Source organism: Streptomyces sp. NPDC058685, assembly GCF_042714725.1.
Classification (GTDB): Bacteria; Actinomycetota; Actinomycetes; order Streptomycetales; family Streptomycetaceae; genus Streptomyces.
In genome coordinates this window covers 1-25977 of the sequence record NZ_JBHXSL010000039.1, presented here as the reverse complement: position 1 = coordinate 25977, position 25977 = coordinate 1, and the positions used below count along the sequence as shown (strand labels likewise).

Below are 25977 nucleotides of genomic sequence, written 5' to 3'. Positions count from 1 at the left end.
CGGCGGAGCGATCATGCGATCCGTGATACCCGCCGCCGGTCCGTCACACTCTCCCCGCAGCGCAGATGAGGCGAACGCAGCAGCCTCGGCCCTCGGGCAGGCCCCCGTCTGCCGGACAGGGGCCACTCACGCCAGGACGACGTCCACCTTGCGCGCAGCGAAGAATGCCAGGATCTCGGCGAAGGAGGGGGACGCGTCGTAGGTGAGCGGCGTGCGGCCGAGGCACGCGCGTGCCACCTCGTGGTCGTGCCACACCAGGGTGAACGGGGGGCGGGCGCCCCAGTCGCCGCCGAGGGCGTGGTCGATGGTCCCGAGGCACGCGCCGAACCAACCGCCCGGGCCGTTGACGGCCTCGCCCAGGGCAAGGGCGAACCCTTGCACGTCGGTGATGTGTCGGCCGTCCAGATGGATGGTGGCCCGGACCGGAGCGCCGGGTGCGGGACGCGCGGTCCGGTTGTTCTGTGTGGCGTTCGACCAGGCGACCCGCTCCGAGCCGCTCAGCGCGGACCAGAGATGGGGTTCCCGGGGAGGTCCCTCCCACCACATCTCATGGACCGTGCCGGCCGCCGACGACCGGAAGTCGTCGCACGACACGTCGAGAGTGAGGTCCACGCGCCCCGTGCCGGCCGGAGAGGGAACCCATGAGTCGACGTGCAGACAGGTCCAGTGCTCATCGATGACGACACCCGAGCGGTCCAGGGACGCCAGATACACACCGCCCAGCTCGAACCGGTCCTCCCCCGATTCCCACGCGGCCGACAGCGGTCCCCGCAGCTCACATCCCAGAAGCCGCAGAGGCACGACGTCGGGCTCGGGTTCCTTGTCGATCAGTGCCACCTGCCGGCACACACCCCAGTCCTCGTCGTCACGGTCCATCAGGGCGAACCCGCTGAACAGCGGGGGCACTTCGGGGACTTCCGGCTGCTCGTCGTATCCGTCCCCGGCACCGTGGCCGCCCATGACGGCCTCGATCGTGATGTCGACGGGAGTCCCCCGCGCGCCCGCCGACCCAGCGCCCAGAATCCGTACGTCCGTCAGGCACCACACGTCCCAGGCCGGTTCCACCGGCTCTCCGTGCCGGTCCAGGGCTCGCAGGGTCAGGCCTCCGAGCGGAGCCGAGCCGTTGTCGAGCGCCGCTGCGACAGCCCTGGCGAGTCCGCCCGCCGGCGAGCACCCGCGCAGTTCGTAGCGGTGGCGAGCAGGAGGGGGTGGGTCGATGTAGTAGCCCGTCGCGTCCGTGCAGAGGGCCACGATCTCCTCGGGAGCGTCCGTGTCGTCGCTCTCGACGGTGATACGGAACCGCATGGTGCGCCCTCACCTCGCTGTGGTGTGCAGATCGGTCGCCGGGCCGGGCCCCGTGGGTGCCACCGGGTTCGGCCTGAGCGGCGGTACGGATCTCCCGCGCGGCGCCCGGCTGTCGGCCCAGCATGGCACCGGCCCGCCAGCCGTTGCGCACCGCGGTCACCCCTTCCCCGACCGGACGGCGTCCGGCCGGGGAAGGGTTCCGCTCAGCCGTGCCACACACCGGTGGCGGCGGTGGTTCCGATGTAGTCCGTGATGTCGCGGGGTTCGCGGTGCAGCGCCCGCTGCACGCCGTCGGCGAGCTCCGCGAAGCGGTTCTCGCCGATCCATCCGTAGAGCATGTTCAGCAGGGCCGCGTACTCCTGCGACAGGCCCTGCCGCACCGCGTAGGCCTCGAAAGCGGCCGGTGGGACAGGATGGTAGACGATGTCCCGGCCCGTGGCCCGGGCGATCTCCTCGACCACGGTCCGCAGGCTCAGCAGGCGTGGTCCGGTCAGTTCGTAGGCCTGTCCGCCGTGGCCGTCCTCGGTGAGGGCGGCCACGGCGACGTCCGCGATGTCCTCGGCGTCGATGAACGGCTCGACCCCCTCGCCGGCCGACATCACGACGTCGCCGTCCGTCACCTGACCTCGGAAGAACGGGTCCTCGCCGAAGTTCTGCGCGAACCAGGCCGGCTTGAGGATCGTCCACTGCGCACCGGACTCCCGCACCGCCCGCTCGCAGGGAAGCTTCTCCTCGCCGTCGGGCACGACCCAGTCGCGAGCGGACAACAGCACCAGCCGCTCGGCTCCGCCGGACACGGCAAGCTTGCTGAAGGAACTCAGCGACACCGCCGCGTCGTTGAGCTGCGAGTCCACCAAGTAGACCGCGCCGACACCTTCCAGCACCGGCTCCCACGTGTTCTCGTCGTTCCAGTCGAAACGGGTCGGCCCCTTCCGGGAAGCCACCCGCGCCTCGTGTCCGCGCTGTCGAAGGCGGGAGACCACGCGGCGTCCCGTCTTGCCCGTGCCGCCGAGGACCAGGATCGGTTTGTTTGTCATGCGGACAGTCAATGCGTTCGGGGTGAGCGTCGGAATGGCCTCGCCGCTCAGCTGGATGTCTCAGCGTCTCACCGCGACGGCGGATCGGCGTCTAGCCTTGCGGCATGGATGCGTTGGCGAGCCTGCTCTACGAAGTGCGGTCGGACGGTGCCCTGTTCAGCCGCAACCTCGTGGCCCCTCCCTGGTCGGTGCGCTTCGCGGACCGGACACCGCTCACCCTGATCACCATGCTGCGGGGTACCGGCTGGGTCGTCCCCGGCGACGCCGCGCCCGTGGCGCTCGGCAGTGGTGATGTGGCCATCGTGGTCGGGTCGCAGCCGTTCTCCGTCGCCGACTGCGCCGACGTACCGGCACCTCCGCTGTATGTGCTCCACGGACCCGATCACTGCACGACCGCCGACGGCGAGGAGATCGGCGACGAACTCGTTCTGGGCCTTCGCACCTGCGGGAACAGCCTGGACGGCCCGACCGTCCTGCTCACCGGCAGCTACCGGGTCGGCGGCCGGGTCTCCGAACGGCTGCTGAGCGCACTGCCGCGGGTGCTCGTCGTTCGCCACGACGGCAGGCCCTCGCCGATTCTCGACCTGACCGCCCAGGAGATCGGCCGGGACGATCCGGGGCAGCAAGCCGTCCTGGACAGGCTGCTCGATCTGCTGTTGCTCGCCACGCTGCGGGAATGGTTCACGCGCCCGGAGGCCGAAGCGCCCGGCTGGTACCGCGCGCTCGGCGATCCGGTCGCGGGAAAGGCCCTGCGGCTGATCCACGACGAACCCGCGCGCCCCTGGACGGTGACGGCGCTCGCGGAAGAAGCCGGCGTCTCGCGAGCGACTCTCGCCCGCCGCTTCAGTGACCTGGTCGGTGAGCCGCCCATGGCCTACCTGACCGGCTGGCGCCTCGCACGGGCCGCGGATCTGCTGGCGCGCACCGAGGCCACCGCGGAATCGATCGCCCGGCAGGTCGGCTACCGCAGCGCCTTCGGACTCAGCGTGGCCTTCAAGCGTGTGTACGGCACCCGGCCCAGCCTCCACCGGACGGCCGCCCGGCGCACGTCCTCGGAATCAAGGGCCGGAGCGGGAGAGGGAACCGGAGCAGGAACCGGAGTCGGAAGCAACCGTGCCCCCGCGGGCAAAAGGCGTTTGCCGACCCCGATTTCCCATGGGTAGCGTCGACACCCGTGAACCCGACTCTGCACACCGAGCGGCTCGTCCTCGAGCCGTACACCCCCGAGGACGAAGAGGACTTCGTCGCCCTCTTCCAGGACGCCGAGGTGTCGCGGTGGATGGGTGACGGTCCGGCGTCCGAAGCGGCGGACCGCGCGCTGTTCGGGCGGATCTTCACCAAGGTCTACGCCCGGGATCTGTTCGACCTCTGGGCCGTTCGTCGCGACGGTCTCCTGGTCGGACATGCCGAGATCAAGCCCACGGAGGACGTCGGGGGCCACGAGATCATCTACGCGCTCGCGCCGACGGCCTGGGGCTCCGGGCTGGGGACCGAGCTGGCCGAGGCACTCGTCGCCCACGGCTTCAACTCCCTCGGTCTGACAGAGGTGTTCGCCACCGTGGCCGAGGCGAACGAGGCATCGCTGAATCTGCTGGCCAGGATCGGCTTCGAGCATGTCCGGGACGTCGAGGAGGACTCCGGCAGCACCACCCGCGTCCTGGTCCGTCGTCGGACGCGCTGACTCACCCCGCTCCACCTCAGGTTGACGAGGGCGCACTGATCGCAGTCGCCTCCGCCGGCTCGGGGCGGGAGCGGACGGCGACCGTCAGAGCGACAGCGATCACGCCGAAGATCACTGCCGCGGGGTTCACATAGCCGGGCACAGCGGCTTCGTGGATCCGCCCGCCTTCGACGCGGCAGCCGAAGCGCAAGGGAACGAACGACGGTTCGTAGCCCTCGACACGCTGGGCGTTCTCCTTGCCCACCGCCTCCCGACACGCCTGGGATTGTCCGCTTTCATCCAGGAAGGCGAGGTGCAGTACGCCCCAGGTGTACACACCGACCGCACCCGCCCGGGCCAGAACGGCAAGCCCCTTGGCGCCGGCACGCGCGGACCGCGTGGCGCCCGCACGGATCAGCAACACCACCGCCCGGACTCCGGCCCAGGGCGTGACGAGGAGGCCCGCCAGGGCCAGCAGCAGTACGAGCAGGGGGTTGTGGCCGTCGTACGGATCTCCCGACATGCGGCGCAGCCTGCCATACGGGCCGGGCGGAGAAGGGCGCCCTTCTCGCCGGGCCGACACCGCCCGCATGATCAAAAGACGGGCGGGTTAGCATATGAGCACCGCCTAGCTCGAAAGATACTCCTGTGACTGTCAATGACGACTCGTTCACCAACTGGAAGAACCGCGAGGAGATCGCGGAGTCGATGATCCCCGTCATCGGGAAGCTGCACCGGGAGCGGGACGTCACGGTCCTTCTCCACAGCCGCTCCTTGGTGAACAAGTCGGTGGTCAGCATCCTCAAGACCCACCGCTTCGCCCGGCAGATCGCCGGCGTCGAGCTCTCGGTCACCGACACGCTTCCGTTCCTGCAGGCCCTGACCACGCTCGACCTCGGTCCGTCCCAGATCGACATCGGTCTGCTCGCCGAGACCTACCGGACCGACGACCGCGGCCTCTCGGTGGCGGAGTTCACCGCCGAAGCCGTCGCCGGCGCCACGGGTGCCGACAAGATCGAGCGCCGCGAGCCGCGCGATGTCGTCCTCTACGGCTTCGGCCGCATCGGCCGTCTCGTCGCCCGCCTCCTCATCGAGAAGGCCGGCTCCGGCAACGGCCTGCGACTGCGGGCCATCGTCGTCCGCCAGGGTGGCGACCAGGACATCGTCAAGCGCGCCTCGCTGCTGCGCCGCGACTCCATCCACGGCCAGTTCCAGGGCACGATCACGGTCGACGAGTCGAACAGCACGATCAACGCCAACGGCAACGAGATCAAGGTCATCTACGCGGGCGACCCGTCGGAGGTCGACTACACGGCGTACGGCATCAAGGACGCCATCCTCATCGACAACACCGGCAAGTGGCGCGACCGCGAGGGACTGTCGAAGCACCTGCGCCCCGGTATCGACAAGGTCGTCCTCACCGCCCCGGGCAAGGGTGACGTCCCCAACATCGTGCACGGCGTCAACCACGACACGATCAAGCCGGACGAGCAGATCCTGTCCTGCGCGTCCTGCACCACCAACGCGATCGTCCCGCCGCTGAAGGCGATGGCCGACGAATACGGCGTCCTGCGCGGCCACGTGGAGACCGTCCACTCGTTCACCAACGACCAGAACCTGCTGGACAATTACCACGCGGCCGACCGCCGCGGCCGTTCCGCGCCGCTCAACATGGTCATCACCGAGACCGGCGCCGCCTCCGCCGTCGCCAAGGCGCTGCCCGACCTCAAGGCGAGGATCACCGGCAGCTCGATCCGCGTCCCGGTGCCGAACGTCTCGATCGCCATCCTGAACCTGCGGCTCGCACGCGAGACGACCCGCGAGGAGGTCCTCGACCACCTCCGCAACGTTTCGCTGAACTCGCCGCTCAAGCGCCAGATCGACTTCATCAGCGCCCCCGACGCGGTCTCCAGCGACTTCATCGGCTCGCGCCACGCCTCGATCGTCGATGCCGGCGCCGTCAAGGTCGAGGGCGACGACGCGATCCTCTACCTCTGGTACGACAACGAGTTCGGCTACTCGTGCCAGGTCATCCGCGTGGTCCAGCACGTCTCCGGGGTCGAGTACCCGACGTACCCGGTCCCGGTGGCCTGACCGGTCCATCAGCACGATCCGGCGGCCGGCCCCCGCGGGGCCGGCCGCTCTGCTGTGGGCGGACATTCGGTCCGGGTGCAGCGGGTGCGGCGAACCGGCCTGCGTCGTCGGCGCGTTGACGGTCGGAGGACACCACAGGGGCGCGGTTCGAGCAGGCGCCCGCCCGACTTTCGTCTCATTGACGATAACCGGCTCGACATATATCGTCGAGGAGACGAGAAGGGGGCCGGTATGGCAGACATCATCAGGCGCTTCGGATGGCGCCACCTTCGTTCCGCACCCACCGCTCACGTCCGCCACCACCGGCGGGGCGAGCTGGTCCACGACGGAGCGGGACTGAGCTTCTGGTACCGCGCACTCACCGCCGCGCTGTGCGAGATTCCCGTGGACGACCGGGAGGAGTCCATGGCCTTCCACGCCCGCACCGCGGACTTCCAGGACGTGACCGTCCAGGCCACCGTGACCTACCGGATCAGCGAACCGTCCACCGCCGCCTCCCGGCTCGACTTCTCCGTCGACCCCGACACCGGCGTCTGGCGCGGCGCACCGCTGGAGCAGATCTCCACCCTGCTGACCGAGACCGCCCAGCAGCACGCCCTCGACGTGCTGGCCCGCACCCCCCTCGCCGCCGCCCTGACGGACGGAGTCGCCGCCGTACGGGAGCGCATGAGCGACGGGCTCGCCGGGGAGCCCCGACTGGCGGCCACGGGCATCGCCGTCGTGGCCGTCCGCGTCGTGGCCCTGCGGCCCGAGCCCGAGGTGGAACGGGCGCTGCGCACGCCCGCACGGGAGCAGATCCAGCAGGAGGCGGACCGGGCGACGTACGAGCGTCGGGCCGTGGCCGTGGAGCGCGAGCGCGCCATCGCGGAGAACGAGCTCGCCAGCAAGATCGAACTCGCCCGCAGGGAGGAGCAGTTGGTCGAGCAGCGCGGCACGAACGCCCGTCGCGAGGCCGAGGAGACGGCCGCTGCCGACGGCGTACGGGCCGCAGCGGAAGCCGCTCGTACGGTCCGGCTCGCCACGGCAGAGGCCGAGGCCGCCCGTGAGGTCGGCGACGCCCGGGCACATGCCCAGGCCGCCTGGCTGCGGGTGCACGCCGAGGTCGACGCGTCCACGCTGCACGCACTGACGGGGTCCCGGCTGGCCGAGAACCTGCCGCGCATCGACAGTCTCACCGTGTCCCCGGACGTGCTGACCGGTCTGCTCGCCAAGCTGGGCCGCCCGCAGGGGGACCACGAATGAGTCTCGCCCCGCGGGCGGTGCTGGTGCATCGCACCAGTGAGTACGAGGAGTTGCTCGCCCTGCACGGGACGCACGGGCAGGCGGGCTTCTTCCTCTCCTCACGGGGGCGGAGCATCGAGGATGTCGCCGAACGCCATCGGCGCGCACGGCGCGTCCTCTCCGAGGTGACGGCTTCGGTGCCGCTGAACTGGCGGCAGGCACGCGTGGAGCGAGCGGATCTCGACCGCTTCCTCTTCGGTCCCGAGGATGTCGTGGTCGTCGTCGGGGCTGACGGTCTGGTGGCCAACACCGCGAAGTACCTGAACGGTCAGCCGGTGATCGGGATCGACACGGACCCGGGCCGCAACCCGGGTGTCCTGGTGCGCCACCGGTCGCGGGACGCCGGCCGGCTGCTCGGGGCGGCGATGAACAGCGGCGGCTCGTTCGACGAGCTGACCATGGTGGAGGCGGTCGCCGACAACACCGAGCGGCTGCGGGCGCTGAACGAGATCTATCTCGGACGGCCGGGCCACCAGAGCGCGCGCTACCGGCTGCATGCGGGTGCCGACGACGGTGCCGCGGAGACCCAGGCCTCGTCGGGTGTCCTCGTCGGCACCGGCACGGGATCGACGGGCTGGCTGCGCTCCCTGTGGCAGGAGCGCACCAGTCGGCTGACGCTGCCCGGTCCCGCCGATCCCCGGCTCGTCTGGTTCGTCCGCGAGGCATGGCCCTCCCCCACCACCGGAACCACGCTGGTCGAGGGGGTGCTCGAACGTGCCGAGCAGTTGCGACTCGTCGTCGAGTCCGACCGTCTGGTGGTCTTCGGTGACGGCATCGAGAGCGACGCCCTGGAGCTGACCTGGGGCCAGAGCGTACGTCTCGGTGTCGCGGACGCGAGGCTGCGGCTGTTGGTGTGAGCGGCGCGGACGTCAGGCTGCCGCTGTTCCTGTGAGGGGCACGGAGGCCACCCTGCGACCGCCTCCCCGTGGTCCGGCCGGGGAATGACCCGCGGCCCCCGCCGGGAACGGGAGCCGCGGGAGTCCGGTGCCGCCGGGCGCTGCGGGGATGCCCGAGGCCAGGTGCCGTCCGGCGTGCCGGAGGACGCCGGCCTGCGGGGACGACCTAGCCCAGCAGCTCGGCCACCTGCGGGTAGAGCGCGGCGGGGGCCGCGGCGAGGCCGGCCTTGACCTGCGCGCTGATGTCGTCGGCGAGGTACTCGAACCGGCGCGCCTCGATGGTGTCGAGCGCCCCGTGGGCGACCTTGGCCGGGTCGGCCTTGGGCCCCTCGACCGCCGCGGCCATGTCGGTGTCCATGTATCCCACGTGCAGTGCGGTGACCAGGGTCCCCTGCCCGGCGAGCTGGACCCGCAACGCGTTCGTCACGGCCCACTCGGCGGCCTTGGCCGCGCTGTACGCGGCGTTGTCCGGGAATACGTACCAGGACAGCACCGACAGCACATTGAGCAGCGCGCCGCCTCCGTTGCGGGCGAGCACAGGAGCGAAGGCCCTGCTCATGTCCAGCGTGCCGAAGACATGGGTGTCCATCTCGCGCCGGAACCCGTCCGTACTGCCGTCGAGGATGGCCGTGCCGGTGGAGATGCCCGCGTTGTTGACCAGGAGCGACACGTCCTGGGCCTGCTCGGCCGCGGCCCGTACCGATGCGGGGTCCGTGATGTCGAGCGCGAGGGGCACCGCACCCGGGGTCGTCACGCTGTCCGGGTTGCGGGCCGCCGCGTAGACCTTCGCCGCTCCGCGGTCGAGGAGCGCCCTGACGAACTGGTCCCCCAGTCCGCGGTTGCCTCCGGTGACCAGAGCTACTGCGCCCTCGATCTGCATGGTGATCTCTCCTCGTTCCGTGTGGGGCCGCGAGAGGGGTGTTTCGCACGGCATGGAAACCGATCGGTTTCCACCAAGGTAAACCGATCGTTTTCCCTGTGCAAGTCCGCGAGGTAATCTCGGTCGCATGACCACGACAGCGACGGCGTCCACACGTGACCGGCTGCTCGACGCAGCGGCCGAGCTCTTCTATCTCCAGGGCGTCAACATCGGCGTCGAAGCGCTGTGCAAGGCCGCCGGGGTCTCGAAGCGCTCGATGTACCAGCTGTTCGACAGCAAGGACGCGGTCCTCGCCGCCTCCCTGGAGCGGCGCGCCCCCGCGTATGCCACGGCGCTCTTCCCCGCGGCGGACGACACCCGTCCGCCGCGGGACCGGATCCTCCATGTCTTCGAGCGGCTGGAGGCCCAGGCCCTGACCGACGGCTTCCGGGGCTGCCCGTTCCTCGCCGCACAGGTGGAGCTCAAGGACCCGGAGCATCCGGCGAGCAAGGTCGCCCGCGAGGTGAAGCAGACCCTCACGGAGTACTTCCGCCTCGAGGCGCAGCACGGTGAGGCCCGCGACCCGGCTTTGCTCGCACGGCAGTTGACGCTTCTCTTCGACGGAGCGAGCGCACGGGCCGGCGTGGGCGCCGAGCAGCTCGACGGACTGACACTCACCACCGCGCGGGTCCTCATGGACGCGTCGGGAATGACGAAGTAGTCCGGTCCCGAGCGCCCCTTCCCGCGAAGAGGCATATCGACGCGTCCAGTTCCGGACACGCGCGGAGGGTGACCCAAGGGTGGCGATCGGGCCCATAACGGCGGCCTCCCCCGACCGGTCCACCCCTTTCAGACCCGCCGGCGGCGTCGCCGGCCCGGCGACAGCACCCCGTCGGGCCGCCCCCGGCCCGCCCGACGGCGCCCTCGGAAAGGTTCACGCCCGTGTGCACCCGCCACGGGCGGGCCCGTTCGATCCGCGTAGATCACCCGAGAGGCCGCGAGCGCACGCCTCCGCCGCCGACCGGACGCTGAACAGCAGAAACGGTGCGTGCGATTCCGGTTCACGCCGCATGTACCACTCGAAAACCTTGTGTCACTCCTGAAGCCGAGGCGAGCTGACGCTACGTGAGCAAACGGTCGCGCGCTCCGCCGCACCCCTCCGCGACGCCGGGAGCACCCTCGCAAGCACGGGCCAACACGGGGCGGTGGCCGCGCGATTCACCTCGCACGGATCGCGGACGCGCGTAGAGCGGCCGAAAGGCGATCTTGTCGCCACTCCATCCGGAGCACAGGATTCCTACCGCACCGCTTGGCAGGCTCATGACCGTTCACCCGGTCGACGAGCCGGTCGCGGCGCTCAAGGGCCCGCCCACCCAACGGGCCCCGGAACCCCCACCGGAGGATGTAGTGAACATCAAGCGCTTCTCCCCCCTCGGCGGCGTAGGCAGACGTGGACGGCTGATCGCCGTCGCCACCGGTCTGCTGACCGTCTCCGCGCTTGCCGCCCCCACGGCCGTCGCCGAGACGGGCACCGTCGCACGAGCCACGACGGCCCAGCTCGCCCAGGCGAACAACGCCGTGCTCGGCGCGGACGTCGCCGGCACCGCCTGGTACACGGACAAGGCGACCGGGAAGCTCGTCGTCACGGCCGACCAGAGCGTCTCGGCCGCGGAGATCGCCCAGATCAAGAAGGCCGCCGGGGCACAGGCCGGCACCCTCGAGATCAAGCGCACCCCGGGCACCTTCAACAAGCTCATCGCGGGCGGCCAGGCCATCTACGCCGGCGGCGGACGATGCTCCCTCGGCTTCAACGTCCGCAGCGGCAGCACCTACTACGCGCTCACCGCGGGACACTGCACCAACATCGGCAGCACCTGGTACACCAACTCGGCCAACACCACGGTGCTGGGCACGAGGACGGGATCCAGCTTCCCGACCAATGACTACGGCATCATCCGGCACGCGAACGCGTCCGCCGCCGACGGCCGGGTCTACCTCTACAACGGCTCGTACCGTGACATCACGTCCGCGGGCAACGCCTCCGTCGGCCAGGCCGTGCAGCGCAGCGGAAGCACCACCGGTCTGCGCGGCGGCACGGTGACCGGTCTCAACGCGACGGTCAACTACGGCGGCGGCGACATCGTCTACGGCATGATCCAGACCAACGTCTGCGCGGAGCCCGGCGACAGCGGTGGCTCCCTGTTCGCCGGTTCCACCGCGCTCGGTCTCACCTCCGGAGGCAGTGGCAACTGCAGCTCCGGTGGCACCACGTTCTTCCAGCCGGTCACCGAGGCGCTGAGCGCCTATGGCGTGAGCGTCTTCTGACACACCGGTTCGACGCACCGATCAGCGCCCCGATCCGCTGACCGATCGGGGCGCTGATCGGATGCACCCGATCGACGCACGACGAGGGCCGGTGGTCCGCCGCGAGGCGGGCCGCCGGCCCGACGTATGTCCCGGTCTCCCGAGCCGCACCAAACGCCGCGTACTGGTAGGAAAGAGGCAAAGCGCCGGACGAGCGACCGAAAGGCACTGTGCCGTGGAGCCAACCAGCCGACCCGAGGGCACGGTGACCCAGCGCGCGGTGAACGCCCACCGCTCCTCCCTCACCCTCCGGGTGAACGGAACCCAGCATCCGCTGACGCTCGACCACAGGACCACCGTCCTGGACGTGCTGCGGGAGCATCTGGATCTCACGGGTACGAAGAAGGGCTGCGACCACGGACAGTGCGGCGCCTGCACCGTGCTCGTCGACGGGCGTCGCGCCAACAGCTGTCTGATGCTCGCGGTCGCCCACGACGGGGCGGACATCACCACCGTCGAGGGCCTCGCCGACGGCGCGAGGCTCCACCCGTTGCAGGAGGCGTTCATCGCGCGGGATGCCCTCCAGTGCGGTTACTGCACCCCGGGCCAGCTCTGCTCCGCGGTCGGCATGCTGACCGAGGCGGCCGAGGGACACCCCTCCCATGTGACACCGCCGGAGTACCCGGGCGGCGGCGAGGCGGAACTGACACCGATGGAGATCCGGGAGCGCATGAGCGGCAACCTGTGCCGCTGCGGCGCCTACCCCTCCATCGTCCGGGCGATCGAGGATGTGGCACGGTGAAACCCTTCGCCTACCTCCGGGCGGCCACCGCCGATCACGCCATCGACACCTTCGCCTCCCACGCCGGAGCGCAGTACCTCGCCGGCGGCACCAATCTCGTGGACCTCATGAAGCTCGGTGTCGCCGCCCCCGAGATGCTCATCGACATCCGCCGGCTGCCGTTCGACCGGATCACCGACACCCCCGAGGGCGGGCTGCGCATCGGAGCGGGCGTGAGCAACAGCGATCTCGCCGCCCACCCCGGCGTCCGGTCCCGCTACCCCTGTCTCTCCCAGGCGCTGCTCGCCGGGGCGTCCGGCCAACTGCGCAACACCGCGACCACCGGGGGAAATCTGCTCCAGCGCACGCGGTGCCCGTACTTCCAGGACACGACGAAGCCCTGCAACAAGCGGCTTCCCGGCAGCGGCTGCCCCGCCCAGGAGGGCGCCCACCGGGATCTCGCGGTCATCGGCCACTCCGACCACTGCGTCGCCACCCACCCGTCGGACATGGCCGTGGCCCTGTCCGCGCTCAACGCCACCGTGCATCTGTACGGCCCGGAGGGTGAGCGCGCCGTGCCCGTCACCGACTTCCACCGGCTCCCGGGCGACCGCCCGGAGCAGGACACGGTCATCCGGCCGGGTGAGCTGATCACCGCCGTGGAACTGCCGCCCGGCCCCATCGGCGTCCGCTCCCGGTACCGCAAGGCCCGCGACCGGGCGTCCTACGCCTTCGCCCTCGTGTCCGTCGCCGCCGTGCTGGAGCTCGAGCAGGGCGCCGTGCGCTACGCGGCCCTCGCGTTCGGCGGGCTCGCCCACCGCCCCTGGCGCGCTCGCGTCGCCGAGGAGGCGCTGCGCGGTGCGCCCGCGACTCCGGAGAACTTCGCCCGGGCCGTGGAAGCGGAGCTGGCCGCCGCGTCGCCGCTGCGGGACAACGGCTTCAAGGTGCCGCTCGCCCGCAACCTCGCCGTCAGCGTGCTGACCGGGCTCGCCCCGCACCCGAACAGCGAGGACCTGGCATGACGCAGACACCGGGCGTTCTGGGGTCGCCTGCCGTACGCCGGGAGGCCGCCGACAAGGTCACGGGCGTGGCACGCTACGCGGCCGAGCACACCGCACCGGGCTGTCTCTATGCCTGGCCGGTCCCGGCCTCCATCGGCCGGGGGCGGGTCACCGCCGTCCACGCGGACGAAGTGCTCGCTCTGCCGGGCGTGCACGAGGTGCTCACCCACGAGAACGCGCCCCGGCTGGAGCCTCCCGACGACGCCAACCTCGCGGTCCTCCAGAGCGCCGAGGTTCCCCACCGCGGCTGGTACGTGGCCCTCGTCGTCGCCGACAGCCCGGAGAACGCCCAAGCGGCCGCCGACGCGCTGAGGGTGGAGTACGACGAGGAGCAGCCCGACGTCACGCTCACGGCCGACCACCCGGGCCTCTACACACCGGAGGAGGCCAACGCCGGCGCAGCCGGCCTGCGAGAGCGCGGGGACTTCGACGGAGCCTTCGCCTCGGCGTCCGTACAGGTCGACGCGACGTACAGCATGATCGCGCTGCACAACCACCCCATGGAGCCGCATGCCGCGACCGCGTGGTGGCTGGACGGACATCTGACGGTGTACGACAGCAGCCAGGGCGCAAGTACCGTACGCGACACCCTCGCCGCGATGTTCGGGCTGCGGCAGGGGAAGATCACCGTGTTCTCCGAACACGTCGGAGGCGGCTTCGGTTCCAAGGGCACGCCCCGGCCCCAGGTGGTGCTGGCCGCGATGGCCACCCGTCACACCGGGCTGCCCGTCAAGGTGGTGTTCCCCCGCCGCCAGATGGCAGCGGTCGTCGGTCACCGCGCTCCCACGATCCAGCGGGTGCGGATCGGCTCCGACACCGACGGCGTGATCCGGGCCCTCGCCCACGAGGTCGTCACGCAGACGTCCACGATCAGGGAGTTCGTCGAGCAGGCGGCCGTTCCCGCCCGCATCATGTACGCCTCGCCGAACAGCCGCACCGGCCACCGGGTCACCGCGCTGGACGTCCCCACCCCCTCCTGGATGCGGGCTCCCGGCGAGGCGTCCGGCATGTACGCCCTGGAGTCGGCGATGGACGAACTGGCCGTGGCCGCCGGCGTGGACCCGGTACTTCTGCGGCTGCGCAACGAGCCGGACGAGGAGCCCGACAGCGGCCGCCCCTTCAGCAGCCGGCATCTCACCGAGTGCCTCGCCGAAGGGGCGCGGCTCTTCGGCTGGCAGCCCAGGGACCCACAACCGGGCATCCGCCGCGAGGGCGCCCTCCTGCTGGGCACCGGGGTCGCGGCCGCCACCTACCCGGTTCAGGTGAGCGCCTCCAGCGCCTCGGCGCATGCCGCCGCCGACGGCACGTTCCGCATCCGGGTCAACGCGACGGACATCGGCACCGGGGCCCGAACCGTGCTCGGGCAGATCGCGGCGGACGCGCTCGGGGTACCGCTGGAGTCCGTCCGTGTGGACATCGGCAGCAGCGACCTGCCCCATGCCCCGCTGGCGGGCGGCTCCTCGGGGACGGCGTCCTGGGGCTGGTCGGTGCACAAGGCATGCCGGACCCTCGTCGAGCGCCTGCACGGGCTGGTGAACCAACTGCCGGCGCAGGGGCTGACGGTGACCGTCGACACGGAGGAGGAGACGGCGAAGGAATCGCCGTACTCACGGCACGCGTTCGGCGCGCAGTTCGCCGAGGTCCAGGTGGACACGGTCACGGGTGAGGTTCGCGTGCGCCGACTGCTCGGGATGTTCGCGGCCGGCCGGATCCTCAACGCCCGTACCGCGCACTCCCAGTTCACCGGCGCGATGACGATGGGCATCGGCATGGCGCTGACGGAGGGCAGCCATCTGGACCCGGTCTTCGGCGACTTCACCGAGAGCGACCTGGCCTCGTACCACGTGCCGGCGAACGCCGATGTCCCGGAGATCGAGGCGCACTGGATCGACGAGGAGGACGATCACCTCAACCCGATGGGCAGCAAGGGCATCGGGGAGATCGGCATCGTCGGCGCGGCGGCGGCGATCGGCAACGCCGTCCACCACGCCATCGGGGTGCGGCTGCGGGAGCTGCCGCTCACGCCGGATGTCGTCCTGCCGCATGTGGCGTCGCTGTGAGGTTCCGCCGCGCGCCATGAGGACAGGGCCACTCACCCGTCCCGTCGCTCCAGGCCCGCGAGGTCCGCGGCTCGGTCGAACACCTCCACGAGCATCGGCTGCGTGAGCCGCCCCGTGGAGGTGTTGCGCATGCTCGGGTGGTAGCAGCCGAGCAGCTGCAGATCGCGGGCATCACCGGGCCCGGGCAGGACGACGTGCACACCGTGGCCGAACGCCGGACGACGCGGCGGGAGTTGATAGCCCGCATCGCGCAGGACGGGCAGCAGGGCCTGCCAGCCGAATGCTCCGAGCACGACGATCACGCGCAGCGAGGGGCTCAGCAGTTCGATCTCCCGTGCCAGCCACGGGCGGCAGGTGTCCCTCTCGGCCGGTGTGGGCTTGTTCTGCGGCGGCGCGCAGCGGACGGGCGCCGTGAGCCGCAACCCGTACAGCTCCAACCCGTCGTCGACATCGGTACACGTCGGGCTGGAGGCGAGTCCGACCTGGTACAGCGCCTTGACGAGGAAGTCTCCCGAGGGGTCGCCGGTGAACATGCGGCCGGTCCGGTTGGCGCCGTGGGCCGCGGGGGCGAGTCCGACCACGCCCAGAGCCGCGTCCGTGGGACCGAAGCCGGGCACGGGGCGGCCCCAGTACTCCCAGTCCCGGAACGCCGCCCGCTTCACGACGGCGACCTCCTCGCGCCAGGCGACGAGGCGCGGGCATGCGCGGCACCCGGTGACGACGGCATCCAGCTCGGCGACATCTCCGCAGAGCGGCGCGCGGCGGGCGGGGAAGTCGCCGTCGTCGGGCTCGGGCGGCGGACCTGTGGTGTCGTGCGGGCGCATACGTCCACGCTAGTGCGACGGGGCAGGACCCGCGTGATCCGAGGACCGCACGGCGGGCCGGGACGGCCGAAGCCCGGAGCGCAGAGCTGGGAGCCCGGTGCTCCGGCGTCCCGGCCGCCGTGCGGTCGGACGGTCAGGCGTTCAGGTGCCGGGTGTGCCGAGCAGGCTCTCGGCGTCCCCGGCTCCCGCGGGCAGCGCGTTCAGCGCGGCCACGAGCCGCTTCTCCTCGTAGGCGAAGTGCGACTCCAGCAGCGCGGTGAGGCCCTCCAGCTCGGCCCGTAGACGCGCGGGGTCGACTGCCGCCTCGTCGGCCACGAGGTCCTCCACAGCACGCAGGATCTCGGTGACCGTCTGATGGTCGTGCTCCAACTCCTCGATGACGGGACGGAGTTCGGGGTGCTGCCGGGCCAGCGCCGGGAAGGCTCCGCCGTCCTCACCGGTGTGGTGCCGGGTGAGGGCTGAGCAGAAGGCCAGACAGTGTGCCCGCAGCTCCCGCGGCCGTGCGCCCCGGCCTTCGAGCCAGGCGTCGGCGTCCTCGCGGAGTTGTTCGAGTTCCTCGCGGAGTTGTTCGAGTTCCTCGCGGAGCGCGAGATGAATGCCGATCAGTTGATTGCCGAGGGCCGTGATGCGGCCGTCGGGTTCGACAGGGGTGTCCATCGGGGTCCCATGGTGCGGCGCCTCCATGTCCACGGCGGTCTCTTTGCCGGGTACACCGCGACGCTGACGTGGGATCCCATCACTCTTCGGACGGCCCGTCAACCGACTTCCGCAGCCGGTCCTGCGATTCGGCCACGGGTGCGGCGGCAGCAGCGGGATCGAGGATGCGGTTGAGGAAGTTCCTCGTCCGTTCGTGCTGCGGGTCGCCCACGACCTGCGCCGCCGGCCCCTGCTCGACGATCACACCCTCGTCCATGAACACGACCCGGTCGGCGACCTCCCGGGCGAAGCTCATCTCATGGGTGACGACCATCATCGTCATGCCCTCGGCGGCGAGGAGCCGCATGACCGACAGCACATCGCCGACCAGTTCGGGGTCGAGCGCCGAGGTCGGCTCGTCGAAGAGCATCACCGCGGGGCCCATCGACAGGGCCCGGGCGATCGCGACCCGCTGCTGCTGTCCGCCGGACAACTGCGCCGGGTAGGCGTCAGCCTTGTCGGCGAGCCCGACGCGTGCCAGGTTCTCCCGGGCCACGGCGGCGGCCTGCGCCTTGTCCCGGCGGAGCACCCTGCGCTGGGGCAGGGTGAGGTTCTCGGTGACGCTCACGTGCGGGAACAGGTTGAACTGCTGGAAGACCATGCCGATGCGCCGGCGCACGGCGTCGATGTCGACATCGAGGTCGGTGACCTCGGTGCCGCCGACGAAGACCTGGCCCTCGTTCGGCTCCTCCAGGAGGTTCACACAGCGCAGCAGTGTCGACTTGCCCGAGCCGGACGGCCCGATGACGCACACCACCTCGCCACGGCCGATCTCCAGGTCGATGCCCCGCAGGACATGGTTGGTCCCGAACGACTTGTGCAGCCCTCGGATCTCGATCTCCGGGCGGTCGGTGGCCATGGTTTCCGCGGTCTCCGTCTTTTTCGGCATCTCGTCCTCACCTGGCCTTGTCGGCGCGCGCTTCGAGGCGGCGCACCACGAAGCTCAGCGGCACGGTCACGAGGAGGTAGCACAGGCCCGCGACCAGGATCGGGGTGGAGTTGGCCGTCTCGCTCGCGAGGTCACGGCCGAACTTCGTCAGTTCGCGTTCCTCCAGCGTCACGCCCAGGAACAGCACCAGCGAGGAGTCCTTGAACAACAGGACGAGTTCATTGGTGAGCGGCGGGATGACGATGCGGAAGGCCTGAGGGATGATCACCGACACCATGGCGCGGGCGTGCGAGAAGCCCAGCGACCTGGCGGCCTCCATCTGCCCCTTGGGGACCGCCTGGATGCCCGCCCGAATCGTTTCCGCCATGTAGGCGGCCGCGACCAGACCGAGGCCGAGCGCGACCTTGCCGTACGTGCCGCCGGGGATCTCCACCCCCGGGAACGCGAGCGGCACGGCCACGCCGACGAAGATGAAGATCAGCAGGGCGGGCAGACCGCGGAAGACCTCGATGTAGACGCCGGCGAACCACCGGTAGGGCGCCACCGACGACAGCCGCATCAGCGCGATGATCAGCCCGAGCACCAGCCCGAAGATGAACCCGGAGAGGGTGTACACCACCGTGTTGCGCAGGGCGATGGTGATGATGTCGGGGAAGAGCCGGGATGCCAGGTCGGTCTGCGCGAACTGCTGCTGGAGCCGGCCCCAGTCGGCGAAGACGCCGATCAGGACCAGCACCGCCACGAAGACCGCGTACTGGATGCCCTGCGAGATGCGGCGTTGCTGCCGCTTGGTCAGCCGAGAGGTCACGATGAAGCCTTGGGCAGCGGACCGATCCACTGCTGGTAGAGCTTGTTGTACGTGCCGTCGGCGCGGGCGTCGGTGATCGCCTTGTTGAGCGCGGCGAGGAGCTTGGTGTTGCCCTTCTTCACCGTGAAGCCGTACTGCTCACCGGTCTCGATGTTCTGCCCGAGGGCGAACTCGGCGGCGTTCTTCTTGTCCTTGAGCCAGCCCTGGACGACGGGGTAGTCGATGACGACGGCATCGACCTGGCCCGTGCGCAGACCGTTGAGGACGGCGTCGGAGCTCTCGAAGGCGACGGGGTTGAAGCCCTGCTCCTTGGCGTAGCTCTCGCCGGTGGTCTCCGCCTGTGCGCCGAGCTTCTTGTTCTTGGCCTTCACATCGGCGAGCGAGGTCACACCGCTCTTCTTGGTGGCCAGGAGTGCCTGGGTGGCGTCGAAGTAGGGAACGGTGAAGTCGACGTTCTTCTTGCGCTCCTCGGTGATCGTCATGCCGGCTGCCGCGAGGTCGCACTCGCCGGAGTTGAGGAAGGCACCGGTCTTGAAGTTCTCGAACGGGGTGTCGAGGATCTTCTGTTCGACCTTGAGGTTCTTCGCCGCCAGGTCCACCAGGGCGACGTCGAAGCCGACGATCTTGCCGTTCTTCTCGAACTGGAACGGCGGGTAGGGCAGGTGGGTGCAGGTGGTCAGCTTGCCCTTCTCCACGACGGGCACACCGCCCGCGGCCTCTCCCGGACCGTCGCTGCCGGAGGAACAGCCGACGGCAAGGAACATCCCCGCGGCGGCAGCACCGGCCGCGGCGCGGATGCGGAAGCTGCTGCGGTGACTGCGGTGTCCTCTGGCCGTCCAGAACACGGGTGACCTCCATGGGGTACAGGGCGGGCGGTGACACGACGAGACCGTCCGTCGCGATCGTAAGGCACCGGCGGCGGTAGGTGAGGGAGCTGTCCACCATGCGTTCAGGCCGGTCCGACACGGTGTCCGGCCTGCGGCTCTGAGTGATCGTCGACCCGGCACCATGAGCCGGGCGAACGGCCGGAAGGGGGGGTCGCGGACAGCGGTACCGATGCCGTGTCGCGCGGGAGAGGGCAGTCGTCCGACCCGGGGTACGCGGTCAGTCCGTGTCGATGACCAGTTCCGGCCGGTCCCACATCACCGCGGGCGGACGGGCGCGTACCGTGCCGGTCCGCCGGGCACCGACACTCAGATAGAAGCCCTCGGAGGGCGGATGGGCGACGACGCGTACGGCCTCGATCCCGGCCGCCTTCGCCTCGGCGACCATGTGGGCGACGAGAAGCCGGCCGATGCCCCGGCCCTGCGCGCTGTCGGCGACGAACATCAGGTCCAGCTCGGGCGGGTCGAGGAGCAGCGCGTAGAAGCCGAGCACCGCTCCGGTCTCGTCGGCCGCGGCGAAGACCCGGTGGGTCTCGATGTAGTCGGGGCCGACCCGGTAGCCGGAGACCATCGGGGCGTAGGGGCCCTCGTAGGCGCGCGACCTGCGCACCAGGGCGGTGAGCCGTTTCGCGTCCCGGGCGGTGGCCCGCCGGATCAGCACGGCCTGCCGCCGACCGCCCCGTCCGGCTCCTGTCATGTCCGACTGCATGGAACGAGTATTCCTCGCGGGTGATCGGTCGGGCGAAGGAGCCGAGGGCGGCCCTTTGCGCCATGGGGCGGAAGTGGCGGGAGTGTGTCTGGCGTGCGGCGCGTGCACGCGGTGGAATGTGCGCGCGCTCCCCGCGTGATCGTCACCTTCCGGGCCCTGGAGACACGATGGCGAGACCCACCGCATTACGCACGGCACGCAGCCTCGGCGTCACCGCGCTCGCCGCCTCCCTGCTCACCGCGCTTCCGGCGCCGGTGGCGCACGGCGACGACGAGCCGGCGTTGAAGGTCGTCGACAACCGGACCGAACCCGCCTTCTCCCGCGCCGACGCCGTCTCTCAGCTCGTCGATGTCGAGACCGAGGCGGACAGCGATCACGACGGCAGACGGGACACGGTCCGGATGCGGATCCTGCGCCCGAAGGAGACGGACGCGGGGCTCAGGGTCGCCACGATCATCGAAGCGAGTCCGTACTGGGGCGGCGGCAACGATGTGCCGTTCCACCCGGTGGATCTCGACGAGGACGGTCTGCCCGACGGCCGGCGGCTCGGCGACCGGACCCGGCTGCCGGGGCTCATCGGTCCTTCGGTGCCGTTCCCCGGCTACACCGACAACTACTTCCTGCCACGCGGGTACGCGGTCGCGCAGGTCGACAGCCTCGGCACCGGTGACTCGACCGGCTGCCCGACCTCCGGCGGACGCAATGAGACGCTCGGCGCCAAGGCGGCCGTGGACTGGCTGAACGGCCGCGCCAGGGGCTGGGATCCGGCCGGGCGGCCGGTGGGCGCCGCATGGTCGACGGGCAACGCGGCCATGATGGGGATCTCCTACAACGGGACGCTGCCGACCGCCGTCGCCGCAACGGGTGTCAGAGGTCTGAAAGCCATCGTGCCGATCTCCGGGATCTCCTCCTGGTACGACTACTACCGGGCGGGCGGCGGGGTGGTGGCTCCGGGCGGCTATCAGGGCGAGGACACCGACATTCTCGCCAAAGGCGTCTACAGCCGCACCGACCGCGAGATCTGCCGGCCGGTGCTGGACCGCCTCACGGCCGAGCAGGACCGCGTCACCGGTGACTGGAGCAGGTTCTGGGCCGAGCGCGACTATCTCCGGGATGCCGGCAGGATCCGTGCCGGTGTCTTCGCGGTGCACGGCGGCAACGACTGGAACGTGAAGACGCAGCACTTCGGTCAGTTGTGGCAGGCGCTGAAGAAGCACGACGTGCCTCGGAAGATGTGGCTGCACCAGGCCGGTCACATCAATCCGATGCCGCTGCGGATGGAGGAGTGGCTTCGCCAGCTGCACCAGTGGTTCGACTACTGGCTGTACGACCTGGACAACGGCGCGCTCGACGAGCCGCCGGTCGAGGTCGAGCAGGCGGACTTCAGCTGGCGCCGTCAGTCCGACTGGCCTGCCCGCGGTACGCGCGATCTGACGCTGCGTCTGGGATTCCGTGGGCTGGGGGCGTTGCCGGGAGCGCAGGTGAGGCAGTCACTCACGGACGCGGGCCGCACCCTGCCGGCGGAGAGGCTGGTGGCCGATCCCGACAGCCCCGACCCGAACCGGCTCGCGTACACCACCGGCCCGCTGGCGAGCGATCTGCGGGTCAACGGTGTGCCCGAGGTGTCGGTGCGGGCCTCGCTGGACGGGACATCGCCGTACGTCACGGCGCTGCTCGTCGACTACGGCCCGGACACCCGGGCGACAGCGGGCACAGTGACCGACACGACGCAGCTCGTCTGCTACGGCGAGGGCATCCCCGGGGACACCGGCTGCGCCTACCGCACGGCGCACCGCACCGAGACGACGGACTTCAAGATCGTCTCCCGCGGCTGGCTGGACGCCCGCAACCGTCACTCGCTCTCCCGCGAGGACCGTGTGGTCGAGGGGCGCGAGTACCGGCTGGAGTGGGCGATGCAGCCCCAGGACCATGTGTTCAAGAAGGGGCACCGGCTGGGCGTGGTGCTGATCTCGACGGATCACGACTACACGCTGCGGTACCCGGCGGGGACCCGGATGACCGTACGCACCGGCGTCAGCAGCATCACGCTGCCGGTGGCGGCGGCGCGGTGACGCCCAAGGGCTGTCGGGCATTCGCGGCGGCACCCACGGCCCGCCGGGTGGTGACACCTGCGGGCCGTCGGGGCCCTGACGGGCGGCGGCCGGGGCGGCAACGGCCGGCCCCGGCGGCGTTCCGTCGTGGTCAGGCCGCGCGCCAGTAACCGAGGGCGTTGACCTGCTCCTTCGGCAGGGCCAGGTCCTTGCGCGCGAAGGTGCTGAGCGAGCGGGTCGTCGCCGTGTCGCAGGCGACCCAGACATATGCCCCGGGGTTGTCGCGCAGCAGGCCGGGCAGGGCGTCCTTCACCTCCGTGACGAGGTGGTTGCCGGCCTCGCGGCGCGGGACCAGGCGCAGTTCGTGGAGAGCCGGGTCCAGGCGCAGCGGCAGCTCCTTGTCACAGTCGTGCGTCGTCTCGAACCAGATCACCGCCGGCACGGCGGGGAGCGCCGCGAGCAGGGAGTTGATGGCGGGCAGCGAGGCGGGGTCGCCGACGACGAGGAGCTTGCCGGGGAGCGGGTCGGGCGTGGTGAAGCCCGTCCCCTGGAGGGTCGCCTCGATGGTGTCGCCGGGCTGCGCCTTCCGCGCCCATTCGCTGGCGACGCCGTCGTGCAGGGCGAATTCGAGACTGAACGTCCCCGCGTCGGGGTCGGCCTCCACCAGGGTGTAGGCGCGCTGATGCGGCTTTCCGGCGTTGTCGAACCACACCCGGACCCACATCGTGGGGTGGACCCCGGTCTGCGCCAGCATGCCGCCGTCGGTGAAGTGCACCCGCCGGAAGTGGTCGGTGACGTCCTCGCTTCCTGTCACGGTGAATGCGAAGTCCTTGCCTCGCATCAGTTTGAGGACGACGCCCTCCCAGCCATGCCCCACAGCCCGCTCCTTCCCCCTTGGTCCGGGATTGTCTCCCGAACATCCGTGCTCTAATTAGGCCAGCCTAACCTAAGCACTCGGGGGAATGAGCCAACAGGGCGGGGAAAAGTGGACATCAGGATTTACCGCGACGCCTGGGGGGTCCCGCATCTGCGGGCCGGCAGCGCGGCCGAACTCGCCTGGGCGCAGGGGCGCAATGCCGCCCTCGACCGGGCGTGGCAGATCGAGGTGGAGAGACACAGGGCGCGGGGCACCTCCGCGTCCTTCCTGGGGAGCGGAGCCGTCGGCTGGGACCGGTTCGCCCGGCAGTCCCGTCTCGACGACACCGCGCGGCGCTGTTTCGAGCGCCTGGAACCCGCGACGGCGTCGTGGATCACCAGCTATGTCGACGGGGTCAACGCCGGCCTGGACGAAGGAGCGCGGCGCGCACCGCAGTTCGCGTCGACAGGTCTTCGACCGGCGCCGTGGCAGCCGTGGGTGCCTCTCGGCATCTGGCTGAGCACGCACATCCTCTTCGCGGGCTTCCCCACCAAGTTGTGGCGCGAGGAGGTCGCCGCGGCACTGGGCGAGGACGCGATCGATCTGTTCGCCACCGACGGCATGGGCACAACGGGCAGCAACGGCTGGCTCGTCGACGGGGACCGTACGGCGAGCGGTGCCCCGCTCATCGCCGGCGACCCGCACCGGTTCATCGAGGACCCGGGCATCTACCAGCAGATCCACCTGGCCTGCCCGGAGTTCGACGTCGTCGGACTGGCCGTGCCGGGAGTCCCCGGCATCGCCCACTTCGGCCACACCGGTTCGGTCGCCTGGGCGATCACCAACGCGATGACCGACTACCAGGACCTCTACCGCGAGCGATTCCGGCACCGTGACGGGCAGTTGGAGGCGCTCGGCCCGGACGGATGGCGCTCCGTCTCCGTGCACGGCGAGACCATCGAGGTGGCGGACGCCGACCCCGTCACCGTGGAGGTCGTGGAGACCGAACGCGGCCCCGTCATCATCGGCGGCCCCGGCGCGGCCGAGTCGATCAGCCTGCGCATACCACCGCGCGTCACCGGCGAACTCGGTTTCGACGCACTGCCCGCGCTGCTGCGGGCCCGCACGGTCGACGACGTGGACCGGGCCTTCGACCGATGGGCCGAGCCGGTCAATGTGGTCCAGGCCGCCGACACCGAGGGCGGGGTGCTGCACCGCGTCGCGGGACGCGTCCCGGTGCGCCACCCGGACAACATGCTGCGCGTCGTACCGGCGTGGGAGGCGGGTCACGACTGGGACGGCTGGCACGAGTCACCGCGGCGGCGCGTCGACGGCATCGCCGTGATGGCCAACGAGAGGAGCATCGCCGGCCCACTCGGTGTCGAGTTCGCTCCCCCGCACCGGGCCGAGCGCATCCGTACCCTGCTGCACGAGCAGCGCTCCTGGACCGCCGCGGGCATGGCCACCGTCCACATGGACACCCAACTGGACTCGGCGAAGCCGCTGTTGTGGCTCGTCGCGGGCGCCGAGGGGCTGAGCCCGGAGGCGGCCCGGCTTCGGGAGCGGCTGGTCGGCTGGAACCGCCGCATGGACGCCGACAGCGAGGACGCCGCGGTGTACGCCCGGCTGCGCTCCGTCGTGGTGCGGTTGGTCGCGGAGCACCCGGCGCTCGCGAAGCTCACCGAGCAGCTCGACCTCGCCGCCTACCCCGAGGCACTGCGGCCCTGGCTGGCGTTGGTCCCCAAGGTCGCCTTCGCCCTGGAAGGACTGCTGGTGACCTCCGCCCTGCCGGAAATCGACCGCCAGGAGCTCGTGCGGACGGCCCTGGCGGAGGCCGCCGCCACGGCACCGACCGCGGCCACCTGGGGCGAGACGCACCGGCTCGCGCCCTGGCAGGCGGAGCCGGACGGCGAGCCGGAGGACTGGCCGGGGCTCTCCGGCGACCAGGACTGTGTGCTGTCCACCTCCAGCGTCCCGGGCGTCAGCGACCTCAGCGCCCGCGGCCCTGCCGCGCGGTACGTCTGGGACCTGGCCCGCCGCGACGACAGCCTCTGGGTGGTGCCGCTCGGCGCCTCCGGAGCCGCAGGCGACCCGCACCGGCGCGACCAGTTGCCGCTGTGGCTGCACGGCGGGTTCGTGCCCGTCGTCACCGACTGGAACCTACTCACCGAGGAAGTCATGCCCGCTGAACACACCACCCGCCCCCGAACGGCCGTGCACGAGGCCGCCGTCGACGGGTTCGGCACGGTCCGCATCGTCCCGCTGGACCCCGCCGCCGACGCGGCCCTCGTCCACCGCTGGGTCACCGAGGAACGCGCCCGGTACTGGGGCATGGGCGGTCATTCGCGCGAACAGGTCCAGGAGATCTACGAGTTCGTCGACTCGCTCGCCACCCACCACGCCTACCTCGTCCACCTCGACGACGAGCCGGTCGCACTGTTCCAGACGTACGAGCCGGGCGCCGACCCGGTCGGTGAGTGCTACGACGTGCAGCCCGGCGACTTCGGCATCCACCTGCTGGTCGGCCCTCCGGCCGCGGGCGGATCGCAGCGCGGGTTCACCACTGCCCTGTTGGCGGCACTGGTGGGGTTCGTCCTGAAGGACCCGAAGGTCCTGCGGGTGGTCGTCGAGCCCGACGCCCGCAACGAGAAGGCCGTCGCCCGCATGGTGCGGTCCGGCTTCGTGCTCGGCCCCGAGATCGACAAGCCGGAGAAGAGGGCGCAGTTGGCCTTTCTCAGCCGTGAGACGCTCGACGGATGGGCGCTCGTCGGACCGTGACACACCCGACCGCCGACCGGACCTCCACAGGCACTGACATGCCCGGGCCGCCCCCGCGGGACCACCGGCGGCGGGCCGGGGGGGTGGTGCACACGTTGGCGGCGGTTTATCGCCCAACGGCATTTGCAACACAACAGTGCCGCC

At 70.8% G+C, this 25977-nt stretch carries 23 protein-coding genes; 12 read left to right on the top strand and 11 right to left on the bottom strand.

All coding sequences use genetic code 11. The features are described 5' to 3' along the window. Positions 1 to 126: 126 nt before the first annotated feature. Positions 127 to 1305 (bottom strand): hypothetical protein, encoded by a 1179-nt coding sequence (locus tag ACFWU3_RS26355; protein ID WP_384442388.1) that lies wholly within the window; start codon positions 1303 to 1305, stop codon positions 127 to 129. Between the two features lie 203 nt (positions 1306 to 1508). Next, positions 1509 to 2342, bottom strand: coding sequence for an NAD(P)H-binding protein (locus tag ACFWU3_RS26350; RefSeq protein ID WP_384442385.1), 834 nt, complete (start codon positions 2340 to 2342; stop codon positions 1509 to 1511). 104 nt (positions 2343 to 2446) lie between these two features. On the opposite strand from ACFWU3_RS26350, the gene ACFWU3_RS26345 reads away from it, so the two are divergent. Together ACFWU3_RS26345 and ACFWU3_RS26340 are read left to right on the top strand one after the other, a co-directional pair. Further along, entirely contained in the window at positions 2447 to 3505 is a 1059-nt protein-coding gene (locus ACFWU3_RS26345; RefSeq protein ID WP_384442382.1) for an AraC family transcriptional regulator, read from the top strand. An 11-nt stretch (positions 3506 to 3516) separates the two neighbouring features. Beyond that, a complete protein-coding gene (locus ACFWU3_RS26340; protein WP_384442379.1) occupies positions 3517 to 4023 on the top strand; it encodes a GNAT family N-acetyltransferase in 507 nt (168 codons plus the stop codon). Between the two features lie 16 nt (positions 4024 to 4039). Here the strand turns inward: ACFWU3_RS26340 and ACFWU3_RS26335 are convergent, their stop codons facing one another. Continuing rightward, on the bottom strand, positions 4040 to 4525 hold the full coding sequence (locus tag ACFWU3_RS26335) for a hypothetical protein (protein WP_384442376.1): 486 nt from the start codon (positions 4523 to 4525) through the stop codon (positions 4040 to 4042). A 125-nt stretch (positions 4526 to 4650) separates the two neighbouring features. Here ACFWU3_RS26335 and ACFWU3_RS26330 point away from each other — a divergent pair, with 125 nt between their 5' ends. The 3 genes from ACFWU3_RS26330 (at position 4651) to ACFWU3_RS26320 (ending at position 8234) form a co-directional block, all read left to right on the top strand. Next, the gene (locus tag ACFWU3_RS26330) at positions 4651 to 6096 is read left to right on the top strand and encodes a glyceraldehyde-3-phosphate dehydrogenase (protein ID WP_313948092.1); all 1446 of its coding nucleotides are present in this window, start codon (positions 4651 to 4653) and stop codon (positions 6094 to 6096) included. A gap of 231 nt (positions 6097 to 6327) precedes the next feature. After that, entirely contained in the window at positions 6328 to 7338 is a 1011-nt protein-coding gene (locus ACFWU3_RS26325) for an SPFH domain-containing protein (protein WP_384442372.1), read from the top strand. Then, positions 7335 to 8234 carry a hypothetical protein gene (locus ACFWU3_RS26320; RefSeq protein WP_384442369.1) on the top strand — a complete coding sequence of 300 codons (900 nt, stop codon included), beginning with the start codon at positions 7335 to 7337 and terminating at the stop codon, positions 8232 to 8234. Before ACFWU3_RS26325 ends, ACFWU3_RS26320 begins: the two co-directional genes overlap by 4 nt. A gap of 205 nt (positions 8235 to 8439) precedes the next feature. Here ACFWU3_RS26320 and ACFWU3_RS26315 read toward each other — a convergent pair whose 3' ends face one another. Next, positions 8440 to 9153, bottom strand: a complete 714-nt coding sequence (locus ACFWU3_RS26315) for an SDR family oxidoreductase (protein WP_384442366.1) — start codon at positions 9151 to 9153, stop codon at positions 8440 to 8442. A 127-nt stretch (positions 9154 to 9280) separates the two neighbouring features. Between ACFWU3_RS26315 and ACFWU3_RS26310 the strand changes: the two genes are divergently transcribed. The 5 genes from ACFWU3_RS26310 (at position 9281) to ACFWU3_RS26290 (ending at position 15338) form a co-directional block, all read left to right on the top strand. After that, positions 9281 to 9853, top strand: coding sequence for a TetR/AcrR family transcriptional regulator (locus ACFWU3_RS26310; protein WP_384442364.1), 573 nt, complete (start codon positions 9281 to 9283; stop codon positions 9851 to 9853). 686 nt (positions 9854 to 10539) lie between these two features. Next, positions 10540 to 11457, top strand: coding sequence for a S1 family peptidase (locus ACFWU3_RS26305; RefSeq protein ID WP_340471532.1), 918 nt, complete (start codon positions 10540 to 10542; stop codon positions 11455 to 11457). A 214-nt stretch (positions 11458 to 11671) separates the two neighbouring features. Further along, positions 11672 to 12238 (top strand): 2Fe-2S iron-sulfur cluster-binding protein, encoded by a 567-nt coding sequence (locus tag ACFWU3_RS26300; protein ID WP_384442361.1) that lies wholly within the window; start codon positions 11672 to 11674, stop codon positions 12236 to 12238. Next, a complete protein-coding gene (locus ACFWU3_RS26295) occupies positions 12235 to 13239 on the top strand; it encodes an FAD binding domain-containing protein (protein WP_384442358.1) in 1005 nt (334 codons plus the stop codon). Before ACFWU3_RS26300 ends, ACFWU3_RS26295 begins: the two co-directional genes overlap by 4 nt. Beyond that, a complete protein-coding gene (locus ACFWU3_RS26290; protein ID WP_384442355.1) occupies positions 13236 to 15338 on the top strand; it encodes a xanthine dehydrogenase family protein molybdopterin-binding subunit in 2103 nt (700 codons plus the stop codon). The genes ACFWU3_RS26295 and ACFWU3_RS26290 overlap by 4 nt, the downstream gene beginning before the upstream one ends. Before the next feature lie 32 nt (positions 15339 to 15370). Here ACFWU3_RS26290 and ACFWU3_RS26285 read toward each other — a convergent pair whose 3' ends face one another. The 6 genes from ACFWU3_RS26285 to ACFWU3_RS26260 form a co-directional block, all read right to left on the bottom strand. Further along, entirely contained in the window at positions 15371 to 16162 is a 792-nt protein-coding gene (locus ACFWU3_RS26285) for a uracil-DNA glycosylase (protein ID WP_384442352.1), read from the bottom strand. A 141-nt stretch (positions 16163 to 16303) separates the two neighbouring features. Further along, positions 16304 to 16819, bottom strand: a complete 516-nt coding sequence (locus ACFWU3_RS26280; RefSeq protein ID WP_384442349.1) for a hemerythrin domain-containing protein — start codon at positions 16817 to 16819, stop codon at positions 16304 to 16306. Positions 16820 to 16898: 79 nt separating this feature from the next. Continuing rightward, on the bottom strand, positions 16899 to 17747 hold the full coding sequence (locus ACFWU3_RS26275) for an amino acid ABC transporter ATP-binding protein (RefSeq protein WP_384442346.1): 849 nt from the start codon (positions 17745 to 17747) through the stop codon (positions 16899 to 16901). A 7-nt stretch (positions 17748 to 17754) separates the two neighbouring features. Next, on the bottom strand, positions 17755 to 18585 hold the full coding sequence (locus ACFWU3_RS26270) for an amino acid ABC transporter permease (protein WP_384442343.1): 831 nt from the start codon (positions 18583 to 18585) through the stop codon (positions 17755 to 17757). Further along, positions 18552 to 19319 (bottom strand): ABC transporter substrate-binding protein, encoded by a 768-nt coding sequence (locus tag ACFWU3_RS26265; RefSeq protein WP_384442524.1) that lies wholly within the window; start codon positions 19317 to 19319, stop codon positions 18552 to 18554. The genes ACFWU3_RS26270 and ACFWU3_RS26265 overlap by 34 nt, the downstream gene beginning before the upstream one ends. Before the next feature lie 340 nt (positions 19320 to 19659). Continuing rightward, the gene (locus ACFWU3_RS26260) at positions 19660 to 20148 is read right to left on the bottom strand and encodes a GNAT family N-acetyltransferase (protein WP_384442340.1); all 489 of its coding nucleotides are present in this window, start codon (positions 20146 to 20148) and stop codon (positions 19660 to 19662) included. A gap of 167 nt (positions 20149 to 20315) precedes the next feature. On the opposite strand from ACFWU3_RS26260, the gene ACFWU3_RS26255 reads away from it, so the two are divergent. Beyond that, positions 20316 to 22220, top strand: coding sequence for a Xaa-Pro dipeptidyl-peptidase (locus ACFWU3_RS26255; protein WP_384442337.1), 1905 nt, complete (start codon positions 20316 to 20318; stop codon positions 22218 to 22220). Between the two features lie 130 nt (positions 22221 to 22350). On the opposite strand, the gene ACFWU3_RS26250 is transcribed toward ACFWU3_RS26255, so the two are convergent. Next, entirely contained in the window at positions 22351 to 23076 is a 726-nt protein-coding gene (locus tag ACFWU3_RS26250) for a siderophore-interacting protein (RefSeq protein WP_384442334.1), read from the bottom strand. Between the two features lie 108 nt (positions 23077 to 23184). On the opposite strand from ACFWU3_RS26250, the gene ACFWU3_RS26245 reads away from it, so the two are divergent. Continuing rightward, positions 23185 to 25833 (top strand): GNAT family N-acetyltransferase, encoded by a 2649-nt coding sequence (locus ACFWU3_RS26245; protein WP_384442331.1) that lies wholly within the window; start codon positions 23185 to 23187, stop codon positions 25831 to 25833. Positions 25834 to 25977 lie beyond the last annotated feature (144 nt).

Excerpts from the sequence above, each read along its gene's own strand:
- ACFWU3_RS26325 (WP_384442372.1), top strand. The coding sequence starts at position 6,328 with ATGGCAGACATCATCAGGCGCTTCGGATGGCGCCACCTTCGTTCCGCA.
- ACFWU3_RS26335 (WP_384442376.1), bottom strand. The coding sequence starts at position 4,525 with ATGTCGGGAGATCCGTACGACGGCCACAACCCCCTGCTCGTACTGCTG.
- ACFWU3_RS26315 (WP_384442366.1), bottom strand. The coding sequence starts at position 9,153 with ATGCAGATCGAGGGCGCAGTAGCTCTGGTCACCGGAGGCAACCGCGGA.
- ACFWU3_RS26265 (WP_384442524.1), bottom strand. The coding sequence starts at position 19,319 with ATGTTCCTTGCCGTCGGCTGTTCCTCCGGCAGCGACGGTCCGGGAGAG.
- ACFWU3_RS26320 (WP_384442369.1), top strand. The coding sequence starts at position 7,335 with ATGAGTCTCGCCCCGCGGGCGGTGCTGGTGCATCGCACCAGTGAGTAC.
- ACFWU3_RS26345 (WP_384442382.1), top strand. The coding sequence starts at position 2,447 with ATGGATGCGTTGGCGAGCCTGCTCTACGAAGTGCGGTCGGACGGTGCC.
- ACFWU3_RS26350 (WP_384442385.1), bottom strand. The coding sequence starts at position 2,342 with ATGACAAACAAACCGATCCTGGTCCTCGGCGGCACGGGCAAGACGGGA.
- ACFWU3_RS26285 (WP_384442352.1), bottom strand. The coding sequence starts at position 16,162 with ATGCGCCCGCACGACACCACAGGTCCGCCGCCCGAGCCCGACGACGGC.
- ACFWU3_RS26275 (WP_384442346.1), bottom strand. The coding sequence starts at position 17,747 with ATGCCGAAAAAGACGGAGACCGCGGAAACCATGGCCACCGACCGCCCG.
- ACFWU3_RS26260 (WP_384442340.1), bottom strand. The coding sequence starts at position 20,148 with ATGCAGTCGGACATGACAGGAGCCGGACGGGGCGGTCGGCGGCAGGCC.
- ACFWU3_RS26290 (WP_384442355.1), top strand. The coding sequence starts at position 13,236 with ATGACGCAGACACCGGGCGTTCTGGGGTCGCCTGCCGTACGCCGGGAG.
- ACFWU3_RS26255 (WP_384442337.1), top strand. The coding sequence starts at position 20,316 with ATGGCGAGACCCACCGCATTACGCACGGCACGCAGCCTCGGCGTCACC.
- ACFWU3_RS26355 (WP_384442388.1), bottom strand. The coding sequence starts at position 1,305 with ATGCGGTTCCGTATCACCGTCGAGAGCGACGACACGGACGCTCCCGAG.
- ACFWU3_RS26310 (WP_384442364.1), top strand. The coding sequence starts at position 9,281 with ATGACCACGACAGCGACGGCGTCCACACGTGACCGGCTGCTCGACGCA.
- ACFWU3_RS26280 (WP_384442349.1), bottom strand. The coding sequence starts at position 16,819 with ATGGACACCCCTGTCGAACCCGACGGCCGCATCACGGCCCTCGGCAAT.